Origin of the sequence: Achromobacter xylosoxidans (genome assembly GCF_001457475.1) — a bacterium.
Lineage (GTDB): Bacteria > Pseudomonadota > Gammaproteobacteria > Burkholderiales > Burkholderiaceae_B > Achromobacter > Achromobacter xylosoxidans.
In genome coordinates this window covers 6,725,267-6,741,822 of record NZ_LN831029.1, presented here as the reverse complement: position 1 = coordinate 6,741,822, position 16,556 = coordinate 6,725,267, and the positions used below count along the sequence as shown (strand labels likewise).

Annotated in this window: 23 protein-coding genes; 17 read left to right on the top strand and 6 right to left on the bottom strand. The window is 63.2% G+C overall.

Annotated elements, in window-relative coordinates:
* Positions 1–5: 5 nt before the first annotated feature.
* Entirely contained in the window at positions 6–722 is a 717-nt protein-coding gene (locus AT699_RS30445; protein ID WP_006389598.1) for a response regulator transcription factor, read from the bottom strand.
* A 259-nt stretch (positions 723–981) separates the two neighbouring features.
* On the opposite strand from AT699_RS30445, the gene AT699_RS30440 reads away from it, so the two are divergent.
* The 16 genes from AT699_RS30440 (at position 982) to rpsQ (ending at position 12,220) form a co-directional block, all read left to right on the top strand.
* Positions 982–1,683, top strand: a complete 702-nt coding sequence (locus AT699_RS30440; RefSeq protein WP_006389599.1) for a response regulator transcription factor — start codon at positions 982–984, stop codon at positions 1,681–1,683.
* A 645-nt stretch (positions 1,684–2,328) separates the two neighbouring features.
* On the top strand, positions 2,329–2,706 hold the full coding sequence (gene rpsL / locus AT699_RS30435; protein WP_005017264.1) for a 30S ribosomal protein S12: 378 nt from the start codon (positions 2,329–2,331) through the stop codon (positions 2,704–2,706).
* Positions 2,707–2,881: 175 nt separating this feature from the next.
* Positions 2,882–3,352: a 30S ribosomal protein S7 gene (gene rpsG, locus AT699_RS30430; protein ID WP_006389600.1), complete on the top strand. Its 471-nt coding sequence runs from the start codon at positions 2,882–2,884 to the stop codon at positions 3,350–3,352.
* Positions 3,353–3,370: 18 nt separating this feature from the next.
* Positions 3,371–5,473, top strand: a complete 2,103-nt coding sequence (fusA, locus tag AT699_RS30425) for an elongation factor G (protein WP_020925816.1) — start codon at positions 3,371–3,373, stop codon at positions 5,471–5,473.
* 76 nt (positions 5,474–5,549) lie between these two features.
* On the top strand, positions 5,550–6,740 hold the full coding sequence (gene tuf / locus AT699_RS30420; RefSeq protein ID WP_020925806.1) for an elongation factor Tu: 1,191 nt from the start codon (positions 5,550–5,552) through the stop codon (positions 6,738–6,740).
* 74 nt (positions 6,741–6,814) lie between these two features.
* Positions 6,815–7,126 (top strand): 30S ribosomal protein S10, encoded by a 312-nt coding sequence (gene rpsJ / locus AT699_RS30415; RefSeq protein WP_003806903.1) that lies wholly within the window; start codon positions 6,815–6,817, stop codon positions 7,124–7,126.
* Positions 7,127–7,457: 331 nt separating this feature from the next.
* A complete protein-coding gene (gene rplC / locus AT699_RS30410; protein ID WP_006389604.1) occupies positions 7,458–8,147 on the top strand; it encodes a 50S ribosomal protein L3 in 690 nt (229 codons plus the stop codon).
* A gap of 4 nt (positions 8,148–8,151) precedes the next feature.
* Positions 8,152–8,769 carry a 50S ribosomal protein L4 gene (rplD, locus tag AT699_RS30405; protein WP_006389605.1) on the top strand — a complete coding sequence of 206 codons (618 nt, stop codon included), beginning with the start codon at positions 8,152–8,154 and terminating at the stop codon, positions 8,767–8,769.
* Positions 8,766–9,062, top strand: a complete 297-nt coding sequence (gene rplW / locus AT699_RS30400) for a 50S ribosomal protein L23 (protein WP_006389606.1) — start codon at positions 8,766–8,768, stop codon at positions 9,060–9,062. Before rplD ends, rplW begins: the two co-directional genes overlap by 4 nt.
* The gene (rplB, locus tag AT699_RS30395) at positions 9,063–9,890 is read left to right on the top strand and encodes a 50S ribosomal protein L2 (protein ID WP_006389607.1); all 828 of its coding nucleotides are present in this window, start codon (positions 9,063–9,065) and stop codon (positions 9,888–9,890) included. It abuts the gene before it with no gap.
* 12 nt (positions 9,891–9,902) lie between these two features.
* Positions 9,903–10,178 (top strand): 30S ribosomal protein S19, encoded by a 276-nt coding sequence (gene rpsS, locus AT699_RS30390; protein ID WP_006216555.1) that lies wholly within the window; start codon positions 9,903–9,905, stop codon positions 10,176–10,178.
* A 3-nt stretch (positions 10,179–10,181) separates the two neighbouring features.
* Positions 10,182–10,511: a 50S ribosomal protein L22 gene (rplV, locus tag AT699_RS30385; protein ID WP_006389608.1), complete on the top strand. Its 330-nt coding sequence runs from the start codon at positions 10,182–10,184 to the stop codon at positions 10,509–10,511.
* A gap of 9 nt (positions 10,512–10,520) precedes the next feature.
* Positions 10,521–11,312, top strand: a complete 792-nt coding sequence (gene rpsC, locus AT699_RS30380; RefSeq protein WP_006389609.1) for a 30S ribosomal protein S3 — start codon at positions 10,521–10,523, stop codon at positions 11,310–11,312.
* A 2-nt stretch (positions 11,313–11,314) separates the two neighbouring features.
* Entirely contained in the window at positions 11,315–11,731 is a 417-nt protein-coding gene (rplP, locus tag AT699_RS30375; RefSeq protein ID WP_006389610.1) for a 50S ribosomal protein L16, read from the top strand.
* Positions 11,732–11,744: 13 nt separating this feature from the next.
* Positions 11,745–11,936: a 50S ribosomal protein L29 gene (gene rpmC / locus AT699_RS30370; protein WP_003806912.1), complete on the top strand. Its 192-nt coding sequence runs from the start codon at positions 11,745–11,747 to the stop codon at positions 11,934–11,936.
* A 2-nt stretch (positions 11,937–11,938) separates the two neighbouring features.
* Complete coding sequence (gene rpsQ / locus AT699_RS30365; protein WP_006216549.1) at positions 11,939–12,220, top strand: 30S ribosomal protein S17; 282 nt, start codon at positions 11,939–11,941, stop codon at positions 12,218–12,220.
* Here rpsQ and AT699_RS31945 read toward each other — a convergent pair.
* Positions 12,217–12,504: a hypothetical protein gene (locus tag AT699_RS31945; RefSeq protein ID WP_162270076.1), complete on the bottom strand. Its 288-nt coding sequence runs from the start codon at positions 12,502–12,504 to the stop codon at positions 12,217–12,219. The two genes, rpsQ and AT699_RS31945, sit on opposite strands and share 4 nt — an antisense overlap.
* Here AT699_RS31945 and AT699_RS30360 point away from each other — a divergent pair.
* Positions 12,494–12,898, top strand: a complete 405-nt coding sequence (locus AT699_RS30360; protein ID WP_232254250.1) for a hypothetical protein — start codon at positions 12,494–12,496, stop codon at positions 12,896–12,898. The genes AT699_RS31945 and AT699_RS30360 overlap by 11 nt on opposite strands.
* A gap of 48 nt (positions 12,899–12,946) precedes the next feature.
* Here the strand turns inward: AT699_RS30360 and AT699_RS30355 are convergent, their stop codons facing one another.
* The 4 genes from AT699_RS30355 to AT699_RS30340 are packed head-to-tail and all read right to left on the bottom strand — an operon-like array spanning position 12,947 to position 16,551.
* A complete protein-coding gene (locus AT699_RS30355) occupies positions 12,947–14,014 on the bottom strand; it encodes a branched-chain amino acid ABC transporter permease (RefSeq protein ID WP_006389612.1) in 1,068 nt (355 codons plus the stop codon).
* Between the two features lie 10 nt (positions 14,015–14,024).
* The gene (locus AT699_RS30350; RefSeq protein ID WP_006389613.1) at positions 14,025–15,035 is read right to left on the bottom strand and encodes a branched-chain amino acid ABC transporter permease; all 1,011 of its coding nucleotides are present in this window, start codon (positions 15,033–15,035) and stop codon (positions 14,025–14,027) included.
* Positions 15,032–15,784: an ABC transporter ATP-binding protein gene (locus AT699_RS30345; protein ID WP_024070783.1), complete on the bottom strand. Its 753-nt coding sequence runs from the start codon at positions 15,782–15,784 to the stop codon at positions 15,032–15,034. Before AT699_RS30345 ends, AT699_RS30350 begins: the two co-directional genes overlap by 4 nt.
* On the bottom strand, positions 15,781–16,551 hold the full coding sequence (locus tag AT699_RS30340) for an ABC transporter ATP-binding protein (RefSeq protein WP_024070782.1): 771 nt from the start codon (positions 16,549–16,551) through the stop codon (positions 15,781–15,783). Before AT699_RS30340 ends, AT699_RS30345 begins: the two co-directional genes overlap by 4 nt.
* Between the last annotated feature and the right edge of the window lie 5 nt (positions 16,552–16,556).

Here is a 16,556-nt window from a genome sequence, read left to right as displayed (position 1 = left end):
AGGCGCTAACGCGTGGGGGGCGGGCTATCTTCAGGCGGACTCAGCAACTCCAGCCGGTAGCCGAGCGCGTAGGAAGAACTCAGGCGCACGCCATGTTCCGGGCGCAGCTGGAGCTTTTGCCGGATGTTCGACAGGTGGGTATCGAGCGTGCGGGAGGTGGCTGGAATCTCGCGATTCCAGACGCATTCGGCCAGCACATCGCGCGACATGAGCCGGCCCAGGTTGCGAAAGAACAGCAACGCGAGCTCGAACTCCTTGGGCGCCAGCGCGACCTGCGCGCCATCGAGCGAGATCGCGCGCGCAGCGGGGTCGACGCGATAGCTGGCGACGTCGAACGGTTCATCGGCGGGCTCGGCGATCTGGCTGCGGCGCAGCAACGCCGCGACGCGGGCCAGCAGTTCCAGCGGCCGCAGCGGCTTGACGATGTAGTCGTCGGCGCCGGCGCGCAGGCCTTCCACCAGGTCGTCCTCGCTGGACCGGTTGGTCAGGAAGATGACGGGAACGCGCGGGCCGATGTTGGCGCGCAACCAGCGCACCACATCGTCGCCGTCGATATCGGGCAGGTGCCAGTCCAGCAGCACCAGGTCAAACGTTTCATTGCGCAAAGCGGCAAGCAGGTCACGGCTTTGCTGATAACTGGTGCAGGTGTATCCGGCGGCAGTCAGGACTTGCTGGATACGTTTCGCCTGGTCCAGGTCGTCTTCCAGCGACGCGATTTTCATCAGACGTGGTCTCGCGAAGGTTGGCTGCGCAAGCGCGCCCTGTGGCGCCCTACTGCAAGAAGAAGAAAGGATTGTGTAATGGAATGATAACTCGCGTCGCGTCACTGTTGGCTACGTTGTGCCAAGAACTGTCAAACATTGCAAACTTGACGAATCTTGACTGGAGTTGTTGCACAACAACGGGTCAAACTGTCCTCAACCTTCCTCCAACCGGCGCGGTCTGCCGGGCAAGGGGAGGCAGAAGGGATGGAAAGAACCTATGAATCAATTGCGCGTACTGATGATGTCGCCGGACGAGGCCGCACGTAACACCGCTGTGTCCGCACTGCTTCAAGCTGGAATTTCGGCCCGTGGCTGCTCGACTTCTCTGGAATTGTTCGGCCTGCTCAGCAATGGCACCTATGATGCCGTGGTGCTGAATGTGGGGACGCTTGGCGAGATCGGCTATGCCCTGGTCGCCCGCCTGCACGGCTCCTCGTCCCTGGGTATCGTGGTGATGGGGAACAATCTGTCCCTGGAAACCCGCCTGCGCTGTCTGCAGAGCGGCGCCGACGCCTGCCTGCCGCCGCCGCATGACCCAAGAGAGCTGGCCTGCATCCTGCTGGCGCTGGCCCGCCGCCTGCCGGCCGGCCAGGACGCCGCCGCGGCCGATGAACCCCTGCCTGGCCAATGGGAGCTGCGCGATCAGGGCTGGACCCTGGCGGCGCCCTCCGGCACCACGATTTCCCTGTCCGCCAACGAGCGGCTGATCGTGCGTTCGCTGCTGGAAGTGGCGGGCAGGGCGGTGGGCCGCAACGAGCTGGGTGACGAGCTGCGGGTGGAAGGGGGCGGTTCGCGCTCCAGCGGCACGCGCAGCATCGACGTCATCGTCAGCCGCCTGCGCCGCAAGGCCGAGCTGGCGGGTGTGATGTTGCCGATCCGCACGGTCTACGGCAGCGGATATCTGTTCGCCGATCAGTAAGCCGTCCGCATCGCCCGCCACCGGCTACCATTGCCGCCTGGCTCCCTGGCTCCCTGGCTCCCTGGACCCCTGGACCCCTGGACCCCTGGACCCCTGGACCCCGCGCTCGCGCCACGCGTCGCGTGCGGTTCGCGACCCCGTGCTATCCCGCACCGGCCGTTCCCGTCGGCGGTTGGTAATTTGGCCCCATTTTTGCCGACCTGGGCGCGAGTTGCGCCTATCTGGCCGTCTTTTGCCGGCAACACGCCCACGCGCCATGCGCGCAAAAGTTTTTGACAGTGCGCCAAGTTCTAAGCTATGCTAAAGGGCTTACTGCTTTATTCGCGCGCAAAGTTTGATGCCAGGGCGGCGACCATGTGTGGTCAAAGACGTGTGGTCAAAGCGCCAGGAAGACAGGTCCGGCCCTTCGTGCTAGCGAAGCGCCCAAGGCCAAAGGGGTGCGTCACGAGCCTCCGTCAACCGACGCTGCCGTCTCCCGAACATCAGGTTTGTGCGTTTGTCATGGTTTGTTGGCAAGCCCGCTCTTTTACGTATTTGAACGTTTGAGGCGGTTTTGCGCGAGCCGCCTTCTCCAAGAGTCCATTGCTCGAGGAGACGAGTACGTAAGTACTTACCCAGTGGTACGTAAAAGGGATTTCAAAGGTCATGCCTACCATTAGCCAACTCGTGCGCAAGCCGCGCGAAGTCAGCATCATCAAAAGCAAGAGCCCCGCGCTCGAAAACTGCCCGCAACGCCGCGGCGTGTGCACTCGCGTGTACACCACCACCCCCAAGAAGCCGAACTCCGCTCTGCGTAAGGTTGCCAAAGTGCGTCTGACCAACGGTTACGAAGTCATTTCGTACATCGGTGGTGAAGGCCACAACCTGCAAGAGCACTCGGTGGTTCTGGTGCGTGGCGGTCGTGTGAAGGACTTGCCCGGTGTGCGTTATCACATCGTGCGCGGTTCCCTCGACCTGCAAGGCGTCAAGGATCGCAAGCAAGCCCGCTCGAAGTACGGCGCCAAGCGCCCGAAGAAGGCCTAAGGGCTCGCAACGCGAGTCAGCAGTACCCCCGAGTGACGGCCATCCGTCATCAGGGAAGTGCAACCGCGCCAACCGCAATACAGGAAGGTGCGCGGCACGTAAGGGGTCGTCTTATTGGACGGCCATGGCCGTGTAATGAAACACGGTTCAACTGAACAGACACAAGGAAGCAACAATGCCCCGTCGTCGCGAAGTACCCAAGCGCGAGATTCTGCCCGATCCCAAGTTCGGCAGCGTCGAACTCGCCAAGTTCATGAACGTCGTCATGCTGGACGGCAAGAAGGCCGTCGCCGAGCGCATCGTCTACGGTGCCCTCGAGCAAGTCGCCACCAAGACCGGCAAGGAGCCGATCGAGGTGTTCAGCCTGGCGATCAACAACATCAAGCCGATCGTCGAAGTCAAGAGCCGCCGCGTTGGCGGTGCCAACTACCAAGTGCCGGTTGAAGTGCGCCCCGTGCGCCGCCTGGCCCTGGCTATGCGTTGGCTCCGTGAAGCCGCCAAGAAGCGTGGCGAGAAGTCGATGGATCTGCGCCTTGCTGGCGAACTGATCGACGCCTCCGAAGGTCGTGGCGCCGCGATGAAGAAGCGCGAAGACACGCACAAGATGGCCGAGGCCAACAAGGCCTTCAGCCATTTCCGCTGGTAATTTAAGGACTAACCCACCATGGCCCGCAAAACCCCGATCGAGCGCTATCGCAACATTGGCATCTCTGCGCACATCGATGCAGGGAAAACCACCACGACCGAACGTATCCTGTTCTACACCGGCGTCAATCACAAGATTGGCGAAGTGCATGATGGCGCCGCCACCATGGACTGGATGGAACAAGAGCAAGAGCGTGGCATCACCATTACGTCGGCTGCTACGACGGCGTTTTGGCGTGGCATGGCCGGCAACTACCCCGAGCACCGCATCAACATCATCGACACCCCGGGGCACGTGGACTTCACCATCGAGGTGGAACGTTCCATGCGCGTCCTGGACGGTGCCTGCATGGTCTACTGCGCGGTGGGTGGTGTTCAGCCCCAGTCCGAAACCGTGTGGCGCCAAGCCAACAAGTACGGCGTGCCGCGTCTGGCGTTCGTCAACAAGATGGACCGTACCGGCGCGAACTTCTTCAAGGTCTATGACCAGTTGAAGACGCGTCTGCGCGCGAACCCCGTGCCCATCGTGATCCCCATCGGCGCCGAAGACACGTTCCAAGGCGTGATCGACCTGGTCAAGATGAAGGCGATCATCTGGGACGAAGCCAGCCAAGGCACCAAGTTCGACTACAAGGACATTCCGGCCGAGCTGGAAGGTACCGCTGCCGAATGGCGTGAAAAGCTGGTTGAAGCCGCCGCCGAGTCGTCGGAAGAGCTGATGAACAAGTACCTGGAAACGGGTTCCTTGGACGAAGCCGAAATCAACCTGGCCATCCGTCAACGCACCATCGCTGGCGAAATCCAGCCGATGCTGTGCGGCACCGCCTTCAAGAACAAGGGCGTGCAGCGCATGCTGGACGCGGTCATCGACTACCTGCCTTCGCCCGTGGACATTCCCCCGGTCGACGGCCAGGACGACGATGGCAACGCCATCAACCGCAAGGCTGACGACAACGAGAAGTTCTCGGCGCTGGCGTTCAAGCTGATGAGCGATCCGTTCGTGGGTCAGTTGACCTTCGTGCGCGTCTACTCGGGCGTCCTGAAGTCGGGCGATACGGTCTACAACCCCATCAAGGGCAAGAAGGAACGTATCGGCCGCATCCTGCAGATGCACGCGAACAACCGCGAGGAAATCAAGGAAGTTCTGGCCGGCGACATCGCCGCCGTGGTGGGCCTGAAGGACGTGACGACCGGCGAAACGCTGTGCGATGTCGATTCGCACATCCTGCTGGAGCGCATGGAGTTCCCCGAGCCCGTGATTTCGCAGGCCGTCGAACCCAAGTCGAAGGCCGACCAGGAAAAGATGGGCCTGGCGCTGTCGCGCCTGGCGCAGGAAGATCCGTCGTTCCGCGTGCGCAGCGACGAAGAATCCGGCCAGACCATCATTTCCGGCATGGGCGAGCTGCACCTGGAAATTCTGGTCGACCGCATGAAGCGCGAATTCGGCGTGGAAGCGAACGTCGGCAAGCCCCAGGTGGCCTACCGCGAAACCATCCGCAAGACCTGCGAAGAAGTCGAAGGCAAGTTCGTCAAGCAGTCGGGCGGTCGTGGTCAGTACGGTCACGTGGTCCTGAAGGTCGAACCGCTCCAGCCGGGCGGCGGCTACGAGTTCGTGGACGCCATCAAGGGCGGTGTGGTTCCTCGCGAATTCATCCCCGCGGTGGACAAGGGCATCCAGGAAACGCTGCCTGCCGGCATCCTGGCCGGTTACCCGGTCGTGGACGTCAAGGTCACGCTGTTCTTCGGTTCGTACCACGATGTGGACTCGAACGAAAACGCGTTCAAGATGGCCGGCTCGATGGCGTTCAAGGAAGGCATGCGCAAGGCCAGCCCCGTGCTGCTCGAACCGATGATGGCCGTTGAAGTCGAAACGCCCGAAGACTACGCCGGTACCGTGATGGGCGATCTGTCCTCGCGTCGCGGCATGGTCCAGGGCATGGACGACATGGTCGGTGGTGGCAAGACCATCAAGGCTGAAGTTCCGCTGGCCGAGATGTTCGGTTACGCCACGAACCTGCGTTCGCTGACGCAAGGTCGTGCCACGTACACGATGGAATTCAAGCATTACTCCGAGGCCCCCAAGAACGTCGCTGACGAAGTCATCGCCGCTCGGGCCAAGTAAATAACCCTCGCCGCGACCGCCCACAAGGCGGCGCGGCAAATATCGAAATTTCCTTGAAAGTCAAAGGATAGAGATCATGGCAAAAGGCAAGTTTGAACGCACCAAGCCGCACGTGAACGTCGGCACCATCGGTCACGTCGACCACGGCAAGACCACCCTGACGGCGGCGATCACGACCGTTCTGTCGACCAAGTTCGGCGGCGAAGCCAAGGGCTACGACCAGATCGACGCGGCTCCTGAAGAAAAGGCTCGCGGCATCACGATCAACACGGCCCACGTCGAGTACGAAACGGAAACGCGCCACTACGCGCACGTTGACTGCCCGGGCCACGCTGACTACGTCAAGAACATGATCACGGGCGCTGCCCAGATGGACGGCGCGATCCTGGTCGTGTCGGCCGCTGACGGCCCGATGCCGCAAACGCGTGAGCACATCCTGCTGAGCCGCCAGGTTGGCGTGCCGTACATCATCGTCTTCCTGAACAAGGCCGACATGGTTGACGACGCCGAGCTGCTCGAGCTGGTGGAAATGGAAGTCCGCGAACTGCTGAGCAAGTACGACTTCCCGGGCGACGATACCCCGATCGTGAAGGGTTCGGCCAAGCTGGCGCTGGAAGGCGACAAGGGCGAACTGGGCGAGCAAGCGATTCTGTCGCTGGCCCAAGCCCTGGACACCTACATCCCGACGCCCGAGCGTGCCGTTGACGGCGCGTTCCTGATGCCGGTCGAAGACGTGTTCTCGATCTCGGGTCGCGGCACCGTGGTGACCGGCCGTATCGAGCGCGGCGTGATCAAGGTCGGCGAAGAAATCGAAATCGTCGGTATCACCCCGACGGTCAAGACGACCTGCACCGGCGTGGAAATGTTCCGCAAGCTGCTGGACCAAGGTCAAGCCGGCGACAACGTGGGCATCCTGCTGCGCGGCACCAAGCGTGAAGACGTCCAGCGCGGCCAGGTTCTGGCCAAGCCGGGCTCGATCACCCCGCACACGGACTTCACCTCCGAGGTGTACATCCTGTCCAAGGAAGAAGGCGGCCGCCACACCCCGTTCTTCAACGGCTATCGTCCCCAGTTCTACTTCCGCACGACGGACGTGACCGGCACGATCGACCTGCCGGCCGACAAGGAAATGGTCCTGCCGGGCGACAACGTGACGATGACCGTCAAGCTGCTGGCCCCGATCGCCATGGAAGAAGGCCTGCGTTTCGCCATCCGTGAAGGCGGTCGTACCGTCGGCGCCGGCGTCGTCGCCAAGATCCTGAAGTAATCCGGATCACTTAAGCAGCACACAACCAGCGAGGGCCCATCAAAGCCCTCGCCTCTCGTTCTTTAGGAAACGCCATGAAAAACCAAAAGATCCGTATCCGCTTGAAGGCTTTCGATTACAAGCTGATCGATCAATCGGCCGCTGAAATCGTCGACACCGCCAAGCGTACGGGCGCCGTTGTCCGCGGCCCGGTGCCGCTGCCCACGCGTATCCGCCGTTACGACGTGCTGCGTTCGCCGCACGTCAACAAGACGTCGCGTGACCAGTTCGAAATCCGTACCCATCAGCGTCTGATGGACATCGTTGATCCCACCGACAAGACCGTTGACGCCCTGATGCGTCTGGACCTGCCGGCCGGCGTCGACGTCGAAATCGCGCTGCAGTAAGGCGCTGCCGGGTCCGCTACCTTCGCCGGTGGACTCGTGAAGAATGGCCGCAATCCCTCGGGACTGCGGCCATTTTGTTTTTGCGCCACAGCTTGGCGCGCTAGCAGCGGGCAGGGGCCCTTTTACGCTAAGTGCTTGTGCTGCCTGAAAAAAACGTGCTAATATGCCAAGCTTGCCATTTTGTGGCAGGTCTAACTATGGTGAAGGCGCGTGCAAACCCGGATTCCGGGGGTGTGCAACCCCGAGCCAGGTTGAACATAGTCGTAGGGCAAAGGCCGTTACCTTTTGCCTGATTAGCCCCGACCAATCGCAGTCGGGAATGGAGAAAACGATGTCGAATTCGACACCCACGCCCGCCGCTCACCGGCTGGGGCTGGTGGGTCGCAAGGTCGGCATGACCCGCATTTTTACCGAGGAAGGTGAATCCATCCCGGTGACCGTGCTGGACGTGTCGAACAACCGCGTGACCCAAGTTAAGTCGCTGGAAACCGACGGCTACGCCGCGATCCAGGTGGCTTATGGCACTCGTCGTGCCTCGCGCGTGCCGCAAGCACAGACGGGCCACTACGCCAAGGCCGGCGCTGAAGCCGGTAGCATCCTCAAGGAATTCCGCCTCGATCCCGCCCGCGCCGCCGAATTTTCGGCCGGTGCCGTGATCGCCGTGGAATCGGTGTTCGAAGCCGGCCAACAGGTCGACGTCACGGGCACCACGATTGGTAAGGGCTTTGCCGGTACCATCAAGCGCCACAACTTCGGCTCGCAACGCGCCTCGCACGGTAACTCCCGTTCGCACCGCGTTCCCGGCTCGATCGGTCAAGCTCAGGATCCGGGCCGTATTTTCCCGGGTAAGCGCATGGCGGGTCACCTGGGTGATGTCACCCGCACCGTTCAAAACCTCGACGTCGTTCGCGTTGACGTGGAGCGCGGCCTGCTGCTGGTCAAGGGCGCTGTCCCCGGCCACGCTGGCGCCGATATCGTCGTGCGTCCGGCCATCAAGGCCCCGGCCAAGAAGGGAGCGTAAGTAAATGGATCTCAAGCTCCTGAACGACCAAGGTCAGGCCGCGACTTTCAGCGCGCCCGACACGATCTTCGGCCGTGACTTCAACGAAGCGCTGATTCACCAGATCGTGGTGGCTTTCCAAGCCAACGCCCGTGCCGGCAACCGCGCTCAGAAGGATCGCTCGGAAGTCAAGCACTCGACCAAGAAGCCCTGGCGCCAGAAGGGTACCGGCCGCGCTCGCGCCGGTATGACCTCGTCGCCGCTGTGGCGTGGCGGTGGTCGGATTTTCCCGAACTCGCCGGAAGAGAACTTCAGCCAGAAGGTCAACAAGAAGATGTACCGCGCCGGGATCCGCTCGATCCTGTCGCAGCTGGCTCGCGAAGACCGCATCGCCGTCGTCGAATCGTTCGATCTGGAATCGCCCAAGACCAAGGCCGCCGCTGCAAAGCTGAAGAGCCTGGGCCTGGACTCGGTCCTGATCATCACCGACAACGTTGATGAAAATGTTTACCTCGCCACCCGCAACCTGCCGCACGTTGCCGTTGTCGAGCCCCGTTATGCCGATCCGTTGTCGCTGGTCCACTACAAGAAAGTGCTGATCACCAAGCCGGCCATCGCTCAACTCGAGGAGATGCTGGGATGAACGCTGAACGCTTGATGCAAGTCATTCTGGCTCCGATCGTGACCGAAAAGGCCACGTTCGTCGCTGAGAAGAATCAGCAAGTCGCTTTCCGTGTCGTGGCTGACGCTACCAAGCCGGAAATCAAGGCTGCCGTCGAACTGCTCTTCAAGGTGCAGGTCGAGTCCGTGCAGGTCCTCAACCGTAAGGGCAAAGTCAAGCGCTTTGGCCGATTCGTTGGCCGTCGTCGCGACGAGCGCAAGGCCTACGTTTCGCTCAAGGACGGCCAGGAAATCGACTTTGCGGAGGTGAAGTAAATGGCCCTCGTGAAAGTTAAGCCGACTTCGGCTGGCCGCCGTGGCATGGTGAAGGTCGTCAGCCCGAACCTGCATAAGGGTGAGCCCTACGCGCCGCTGCTGGAAAAGAAGACCCGTGGTTCGGGCCGTAACAACAACGGTCACATCACGATCCGCCACCGTGGCGGCGGTCACAAGCAACACTACCGTGTCGTCGACTTCCGTCGCGACAAGGATGGCATCCCCGCGAAGGTCGAGCGTCTGGAATACGACCCGAACCGTACGGCGCACATCGCTCTGCTGTGCTACGCCGACGGCGAGCGTCGCTACATCATCGCTCCGCGCGGCCTGGAAGTGGGCGCCACGCTGATCTCGGGCATCGAAGCCCCGATCCGCGCCGGCAACACGCTGCCGATCCGCAACATCCCGGTGGGTACGACGATTCACTGCGTCGAAATGCTGCCCGGCAAGGGTGCCCAGATGGTCCGTTCGGCCGGCGCTTCCGCCGTCCTGCTGGCCCGCGAAGGCACCTACGCTCAAGTGCGTCTGCGCTCGGGTGAAGTCCGCCGTGTGCACATCGAATGCCGTGCCACCATCGGTGAAGTCGGTAACGAAGAACACAGCCTGCGCCAAATCGGCAAGGCCGGTGCAATGCGTTGGCGCGGTGTCCGCCCGACGGTTCGTGGCGTGGCCATGAACCCGGTCGACCACCCGCACGGTGGCGGCGAAGGCCGTACCGGTGAAGCACGCGAACCGGTCAGCCCGTGGGGCACCCCGGCGAAGGGTTACAAGACCCGTCGCAACAAGCGGACGAACAATATGATCGTCCAACGGCGCAAGCGCAAGTAAGAGGCGAACACTATGTCACGTTCGATCAAGAAAGGCCCGTTTGTCGATGCTCACCTGATCAAAAAGGTGGACACGGCCGTCGCGGGCAAAGACAAGAAGCCGATCAAGACCTGGTCGCGTCGCTCGACGATCCTGCCCGAGTTCATCGGTCTGACGATCGCTGTGCACAACGGCAAGCAGCATGTTCCCGTTTACATCAACGAGAACATGGTCGGTCACAAGCTGGGCGAGTTCGCGCTGACCCGTACGTTCAAGGGTCACGCCGCGGACAAGAAGGCGAAGAGGTAAGCGATGGAAACTACTGCCATTATCCGTGGGGTTCACATCTCCGCTCAAAAGACGCGTCTGGTTGCGGATCTGATCCGCGGCCAGAAGGTCGGCCGTGCGCTCGAGATCCTCACCTTCTCGCCGAAGAAGGCCGCCGCCATCCTGAAGAAGGCTGTCGAGTCCGCCATCGCCAACGCCGAGCACAACGACGGCGCCGATATCGACGAACTGAAAGTCACCACGATCTTCGTGGACAAGGCTCAGTCGATGAAGCGCTTCTCCGCTCGCGCCAAGGGCCGCGGCAACCGTATCGAGAAGCAGACCTGCCACATCACGGTCAAGGTCGGAGCTTAAGGAGTCACGATGGGTCAGAAAATTCACCCCACTGGGTTCCGTCTCGCGGTCACCCGTAATTGGTCCTCGCGTTGGTTCGCCGACGACAAGGCCTTCGGCAGCATGCTGGCCGAAGACATCCGCGTCCGCGAGTACCTGAAGAAGAAGCTCAAGAGCGCCTCCGTTGGTCGCGTGATCATCGAGCGTCCCGCCAAGAATGCCCGCATCACCGTCTACTCGGCTCGTCCGGGCGTGGTGATCGGCAAGCGCGGCGAAGACATCGAAAGCCTGAAGGCTGATCTGCAGCGCCTGATGGGCGTGCCCGTGCACGTCAACATCGAAGAAATCCGCAAGCCGGAAACCGATGCTCAACTGATCGCCGACTCGATCTCGCAACAGCTCGAGAAGCGCATCATGTTCCGCCGCGCCATGAAGCGCGCGATGCAGAACGCCATGCGTCTGGGTGCCCAAGGCATCAAGATCATGAGCTCGGGCCGTCTGAACGGTATCGAAATTGCTCGTACCGAGTGGTATCGCGAAGGCCGTGTGCCGCTGCACACCCTCAAGGCCAACATCGACTACGGCACCTCCGAAGCCCACACCACGTACGGCGTGATCGGCATCAAGGTCTGGGTCTACAAGGGCGACATGCTGGCCAACGGCGAACTGCCGCCGGAAACCGCCGCCCCGCGTGAAGAAGAACGTCGTCCGCGCCGCGCTCCGCGTGGTGATCGTCCGGACGGTGCTCGCACCGGTCGTCCGGGTGGTCGTGGCCGTGGTCCCCGCAAGGCGGACGCTGCTCCGGCGCCTGAAGGAGAATAACCATGCTGCAACCCTCTCGCAGAAAGTATCGCAAAGAGCAGAAGGGCCGCAACACCGGTCTGGCGACCCGTGGCACCCACGTGTCGTTCGGCGAATTCGGTCTGAAGGCCACCGGCCGTGGCCGTCTGACCGCTCGCCAGATCGAAGCCGCTCGTCGTGCCATCAACCGTCACATCAAGCGCGGCGGCCGCATCTGGATTCGAATTTTCCCGGACAAGCCCATCTCGCAAAAGCCTGCCGAAGTCCGTATGGGTAACGGTAAGGGCAACCCGGAGTACTGGGTCGCCGAGATTCAGCCCGGCAAGGTGCTCTACGAAATGGAAGGGGTTAGCGAAGAGCTCGCGCGTGAAGCTTTCCGCCTGGCCGCTGCCAAGCTGCCGATTTCGACCACGTTCGTCGCGCGTCATATCGGTGCTTAAGGAGTACTAAGACATGAAAGCCAGCGAACTCCGTTCGAAAGACGCCGCCGAGCTCGGCAAAGAGCTCGAAAGCCTGCTGAAGGCGCAATTCGGTCTGCGTATGCAGAAGGCCACGCAGCAGCTTGCCAACACCAGCCAGCTGCGTAACGTGCGCCGCGACATCGCGCGCGTGCGTACCTTGCTGACCGAGAAGGCAGGGAAATAAAGATGAGCGAAACCCAAAACACCCAAGTGGCCAAGCGCCAGCGTACGCTGGTCGGCAAGGTCGTCAGCAACAAGATGGACAAGACTGTCGTCGTTCTGGTTGAGCGCCGCGTCAAGCACCCCATCTTCGGCAAGATCATCATGCGTTCCGCGAAGTACAAGGCGCACGATGAGTCGAACCAGTACAACGAAGGCGATACGGTTGAAATCGCTGAAGGCCGTCCCATCTCGCGCTCGAAGTCGTGGCGCGTGGTGCGTCTGGTTGAAGCCGCACGTATCATCTAAGTGAAGGTTTCGGAACGGTTCGCCGTTCTGAGGTAAAACGGCAAGGGTTCAGGCCCTTGCCGTTTTTTTTCGTCTTGCGGCTTTTCTTTGTTTAGGGAATCCGGGAACGTCATGCGCGCTTTCAGGAAAGCGATTTTGTTCGGATGGTTGATTGCCGCGGCATTGCCCGCAGTGGTCGCACGGGCGCAATCGGCGGAGTCCGGGCAGGGCCGCCCGGCAGTGCCAGCGACGGTTCCCGCCGTGGGGACCCAAGCCAGGTCGCCGGGCGTGGTGGTGCCCAGCACCGATCCCGCCGCCATCGGCCGCGATGTGCTGAACGCGGGACCCGATCCGCGCGTACGCCTCGATGGCCTGTCGCGTGATCATGCCGCCATCTTCGGCACACAGGACGAAGATGAACAGGCACTGCTGGATAACGAACGCGCGCTGCAGGCGCAGCAAGAGCAACTGCACATCCTCGAGCGCCTGCTGACGCAGAAGCCGGCCGCCCAGGATCCGTTTCCACCGGCCACGATTCCCTTGAAACCCGGTACGCCCATGAATATGGCGCCCCTCGCGCCAACGCCTTCTGGCCCGCAATTGAGCGGCGGCGAGGCCCAGCGCGGCGTGGACCAGATGCAGAGGCGGGTCAATGAGATGCGACGCGGCGGCGAGGCCTTGAGACAAGCGCCGCGCTGAGCGCGGCATGACGTCGTGGGCAATCGACGTGTCCTGGCCGGAACGGGTTCAACGGCGCCTGGCCACTTCCCGCAACCGTCCGGCGACCCCGGTGGGAAAGTAATACACCGACAGCACGAACAGGATGCCCAGCCACAGCAGCCAGCGGTCAGGCTCGAACAGCAAGGCCAACGGCGCAATGCTGCCGACGGCATCGTGGATCACGTGCAGGCCGTCCTGCAGGTAGCTCTGCGCGAACACGAACAGGCTGGCGCCGATGACCGCGCCGTACATCGTGCCCATGCCACCGATCACCACCATCAGCAGGATGTTCAGCATGATCTCGAACGACAGCGAGGTATCCGGGCCGTTGTAGCGCAGCCAGAGCGCATACAGCGCGCCGGCGAGCGTGGCGAATGCCGCCGCCAGCAGGTTCGACAGGCTGCGATACAGCACCGTGCGATAGCCGATGGCTTCGGCGCGGAAGGGATTCTCGCGGATCGCCTGCAGCACGCGGCCGAACGGCGAATTGACGATGCGCAGCAACATCAGGAACAGCACGACGCAGGCCGCGGCGATGAGGTAGTAGGTGATGATGCGACCGTCGACGGTGACGCCGAACAGCGGCTCGGACAGGGGCCGGAAGGCCGGGCGCAATGCCTGCGGCACCTTGAAGTTCAGTCCGTCTTCGCCGCCGGTCAGGTCGGACAGCTGTGACACCAGCGTCTGGAACGCCGCAGCCACCGCCAGTGTGATCATGGCGTAGAAGATGGCGCGAACCCGCAGGCTGGCCAGGCCGATGATGAGCGCGAACACCAGCGATACCGCCAGGCCCGCGGCGGTGCCCGTCAGCACCGCCAGCCAGCCGGCCTCCATGCGCACGCTGGCGATGGCCACGCCGTAGGCGCCGATGCCAAAGAACATGGTGTGGGCGAAGCTGACGATGCCGGTGTAACCCAGCAGCAGGTCGTAGCTGGCGACCAGGATCACGAACACCAGGATCTTGGCCGCCACGGCCAGCGACTTGGGGCCGGGAAACAGGAAGGGCGCGGCGGCGAGCGTGAGGACGATGGCGACCAGCATGACCGCCAGCAGGGTGCTGCGCGGAGGATCGCCGGAAAGCAGGCGGATGGGCATGGGGCGATTCCTAGCGATTCGTGACCGGGTACACGCCCTGTGGGCGCCACAGCAGGATGGCGACCATCAGCGCGATGTTCGAGAACAGCGCCGCCTTGGGCATCAGGAAGCCGGTGTAGTTGGCCATCAACCCGACCAGCAGCGCGCCGATCAGGCAGCCCACGGTCGAGCCCAATCCACCGATCATGATGACGATAAAGATCAGCACGTTCACCTGCGCGCCCAGCTGCGGCACGATGGATTGCTGGTACAGGCCCCACAGCACGCCGCCCAGGCCGGCCAGCATCGAACCGGCCACGAACACGCCGACGAACAGATGGCGGATGCGGTAGCCCAGGCTTTCGACCATCTCGCGGTCCTCGACCCCGGCGCGGATCAACAGGCCGAGCTTGGTGCGGTTGAGCAGCCACAGCATGCCGCCCAGCACCGCCACGCCGACCACCAGCGCGACGAGGCGGAATTTCTCGATGGCAGCGTCGCCGACCAGCAGCGCGCCGCGCAACGCGTCCGGCAACGGCAGCGACAGCGTCTGCGGCCCCCACAGCATCTTGATGATCTCTTCGCCGATGATCATGCCGCCCATGGTGATGAGGATCTGCTTGAGGTGCTGGCCATAGACCGGCCGCACGATCACGCGCTCGAACGCCACGCCCACCGCGCCGGCCACCAGCATGCCGACGATCATGGCGGGCAGCACCGCGGCCAGGTTCAGCCACAGGCTGCCGGACTGGGTCCAGTCGGACATCGCGCCGAGCACCGTGGCCGCCATGTAGGCGCCGATGGCAATGAACAGGCCGTGGCCGAAATTCAGCACGTCCATCAGGCCGAACACCAGCGTCATGCCGGAGGCCACGATGAAGATGATCATGCCCATCGCCAGCCCGGCGAAGGTCAGCGTCACCCAGGTCGAGAACGAACCGACCAGCGGCAGCGCGATGGCGGCCAGCGCCAGCACCAGCAGCACCGGGCGCAGGTCGGCGCGGGTCTGGGGCAGCGGCGTATCGATGTCGGCGGCGCTCATTGATGGGCTCCCAGCGACAGGCCCAGCAGGCGGGTCTGCAACGCGTCGTCCTGCGCCAGCTCGGCCATGCCGCCGGCGTGCACCACGCGGCCGTTGTCCATGACCGCGACGTGGTCGCCCACCTGGCGCGCGAAATTGAAGTTCTGCTCCACCAGCAGGATGGTGGTGGAGGCCTGCTTGAGTTCGATGAAGGCGTCGATCATGTTCTGGATGATGGCGGGCGCCAGGCCCTTGCTGGGCTCGTCGACCAGCAGCAGGCGGCGCGGCTCGATGATGGCGCGCGCGACCGCCAGCATCTGCTTCTGGCCGCCCGACAGCTTGCCGGCGGGGTACAGCCAGAATTTGCGCAGCGCGGGGAAGAAGCCGAAGATCCATTCCAGCCGCGCGGTGTCCAGTTGGGCGGCGCTGCGCGCCTGGCGCGCGGCCAGCAGGATGTTCTCTTTCACAGACAGGTCGGCGAAGATGCCCATGTTCTCCGGCACATAGGCGATGCCCTGGCGCGCCATGTCGGGCGGCGAGGTGCGCACGCCCGGGCCGCCGACCACGGCGCCGTCAAAGCCGATGTGGCCCTGCGTCGCCTTCCACAGGCCCATGATGGTGCGCAGCGTGGTGGTCTTGCCGGCGCCGTTGCGGCCCAACAGCATGGTGACGCCCGCGGCCGGCACCGACAGGTGCACGCCATGCAGGATGTGGTACGCGCCGATGTGCGTGTGCACGTCCTTCAGTTCCAGCAAGGTGGCCGCGCTCATGTCGTCTTCTCCGGCAGGGCGGCGCCCAGGTAGGCCTGCTGCACGATCGGCGAGGCGATCACCTCGGCGGGCTCGCCGTCGGCCATCAATTCGCCGTTGTGCAGCACCACGATGCGGTCCGCCAGCTCGCGAACCACGTCCATCTTGTGTTCCACCAGCAGGATCGTCTTGGATGCGTCAGCCTTGATTTCGCGGATCAGGTCCAGCACCACGGGCACGTCGTCCACGCTCATGCCGGCGGTGGGCTCGTCGAACATGAACACCTGCGGCTCCAGCGCGATCAGCATGGCGATCTCGAGCTTGCGCTGGTCGCCGTGCGGCAGGTCGGCCGCCGCCTGGTCGCGGCGGGCCGTCAGCCGGGTGCGTTCGAGCAGCGCGTCGGCGCGCGCCAGCAGCGCGTGGTCATCGTCCCAGGTGCGCCAGAAGCGGATCTGGCGCCAGCCCAGGCCCTGCTGGCGCGACTGCAGCGCCAGCCGCACGTTCTCGCGCACCGTCAGGCGCGGGAACAGCTGCGTCAGCTGGAAGGCGCGTCCCAGGCCGGCGTGCATGCGCGCTGGCGCCGACAGCCCGGTCAGGTCGCGGCCATTCAGGTGCACCGATCCGGCGCTGGCGCGCAGCTGTCCCGAGATCAGGTTGAAATAGGTGGTCTTGCCCGCGCCGTTGGGCCCGACGATGGCCGTCAGGCTGCCCGGCGCGAAGCGGCAGCTCACCGCGTTGACGGCCACGTGGCCGCCGAAGCGGATCGTGAGCGATTGGGTTTCCAGCATGAAGG

Excerpts from the sequence above, each read along its gene's own strand:
- AT699_RS30445 (WP_006389598.1), bottom strand. The coding sequence starts at position 722 with ATGAAAATCGCGTCGCTGGAAGACGACCTGGACCAGGCGAAACGTATC.
- AT699_RS30440 (WP_006389599.1), top strand. The coding sequence starts at position 982 with ATGAATCAATTGCGCGTACTGATGATGTCGCCGGACGAGGCCGCACGT.
- rpsL (WP_005017264.1), top strand. The coding sequence starts at position 2,329 with ATGCCTACCATTAGCCAACTCGTGCGCAAGCCGCGCGAAGTCAGCATC.
- rpsG (WP_006389600.1), top strand. The coding sequence starts at position 2,882 with ATGCCCCGTCGTCGCGAAGTACCCAAGCGCGAGATTCTGCCCGATCCC.
- fusA (WP_020925816.1), top strand. The coding sequence starts at position 3,371 with ATGGCCCGCAAAACCCCGATCGAGCGCTATCGCAACATTGGCATCTCT.
- tuf (WP_020925806.1), top strand. The coding sequence starts at position 5,550 with ATGGCAAAAGGCAAGTTTGAACGCACCAAGCCGCACGTGAACGTCGGC.
- rpsJ (WP_003806903.1), top strand. The coding sequence starts at position 6,815 with ATGAAAAACCAAAAGATCCGTATCCGCTTGAAGGCTTTCGATTACAAG.
- rplC (WP_006389604.1), top strand. The coding sequence starts at position 7,458 with ATGTCGAATTCGACACCCACGCCCGCCGCTCACCGGCTGGGGCTGGTG.
- rplD (WP_006389605.1), top strand. The coding sequence starts at position 8,152 with ATGGATCTCAAGCTCCTGAACGACCAAGGTCAGGCCGCGACTTTCAGC.
- rplW (WP_006389606.1), top strand. The coding sequence starts at position 8,766 with ATGAACGCTGAACGCTTGATGCAAGTCATTCTGGCTCCGATCGTGACC.
- rplB (WP_006389607.1), top strand. The coding sequence starts at position 9,063 with ATGGCCCTCGTGAAAGTTAAGCCGACTTCGGCTGGCCGCCGTGGCATG.
- rpsS (WP_006216555.1), top strand. The coding sequence starts at position 9,903 with ATGTCACGTTCGATCAAGAAAGGCCCGTTTGTCGATGCTCACCTGATC.
- rplV (WP_006389608.1), top strand. The coding sequence starts at position 10,182 with ATGGAAACTACTGCCATTATCCGTGGGGTTCACATCTCCGCTCAAAAG.
- rpsC (WP_006389609.1), top strand. The coding sequence starts at position 10,521 with ATGGGTCAGAAAATTCACCCCACTGGGTTCCGTCTCGCGGTCACCCGT.
- rplP (WP_006389610.1), top strand. The coding sequence starts at position 11,315 with ATGCTGCAACCCTCTCGCAGAAAGTATCGCAAAGAGCAGAAGGGCCGC.
- rpmC (WP_003806912.1), top strand. The coding sequence starts at position 11,745 with ATGAAAGCCAGCGAACTCCGTTCGAAAGACGCCGCCGAGCTCGGCAAA.
- rpsQ (WP_006216549.1), top strand. The coding sequence starts at position 11,939 with ATGAGCGAAACCCAAAACACCCAAGTGGCCAAGCGCCAGCGTACGCTG.
- AT699_RS30355 (WP_006389612.1), bottom strand. The coding sequence starts at position 14,014 with ATGCCCATCCGCCTGCTTTCCGGCGATCCTCCGCGCAGCACCCTGCTG.
- AT699_RS30350 (WP_006389613.1), bottom strand. The coding sequence starts at position 15,035 with ATGAGCGCCGCCGACATCGATACGCCGCTGCCCCAGACCCGCGCCGAC.
- AT699_RS30345 (WP_024070783.1), bottom strand. The coding sequence starts at position 15,784 with ATGAGCGCGGCCACCTTGCTGGAACTGAAGGACGTGCACACGCACATC.
- AT699_RS30340 (WP_024070782.1), bottom strand. The coding sequence starts at position 16,551 with ATGCTGGAAACCCAATCGCTCACGATCCGCTTCGGCGGCCACGTGGCC.